This window comes from Mesorhizobium sp. Arg314 (genome assembly GCF_053714275.1).
Genome location: NZ_JBSKBP010000355.1, coordinates 1 through 259, shown reverse-complemented (window position 1 = coordinate 259; position 259 = coordinate 1). Strand labels below are relative to the sequence as shown.

The window sequence follows — 259 nt, the reverse complement described above, 5'->3', positions numbered from 1 at the left end:
CCAGATGCTCCGATGATCAGGTTCATGCCATGAGAATGCAGGGCATCGGTCATGCCCTGGATCACTTCAACATGCTGCGTGTAACCAAGGGCCGGAATGATTGCGGCGATCAATCCTGTTCGATTTGCTGCCAAACTACGCGCTACCAGGTTGGGCGCATAACCAAGTTCAGCGATTACGGCCAAAACCTTTTTTCGTGTTGCTGCCGAAACATTGGCCGAGCCATTCAAAACTCGCGAAGCGGTTCCAACGCCAACCT

Annotated in this window: 1 protein-coding gene; it reads right to left on the bottom strand. The window is 52.9% G+C overall.

Annotation, left to right across the window (positions count from 1 at the left end; translation table 11 throughout):
* A partial coding sequence (locus ACWGS9_RS35840; RefSeq protein WP_454509565.1) for a LacI family DNA-binding transcriptional regulator occupies window positions 1–259 on the bottom strand: 259 nt, incomplete at both ends.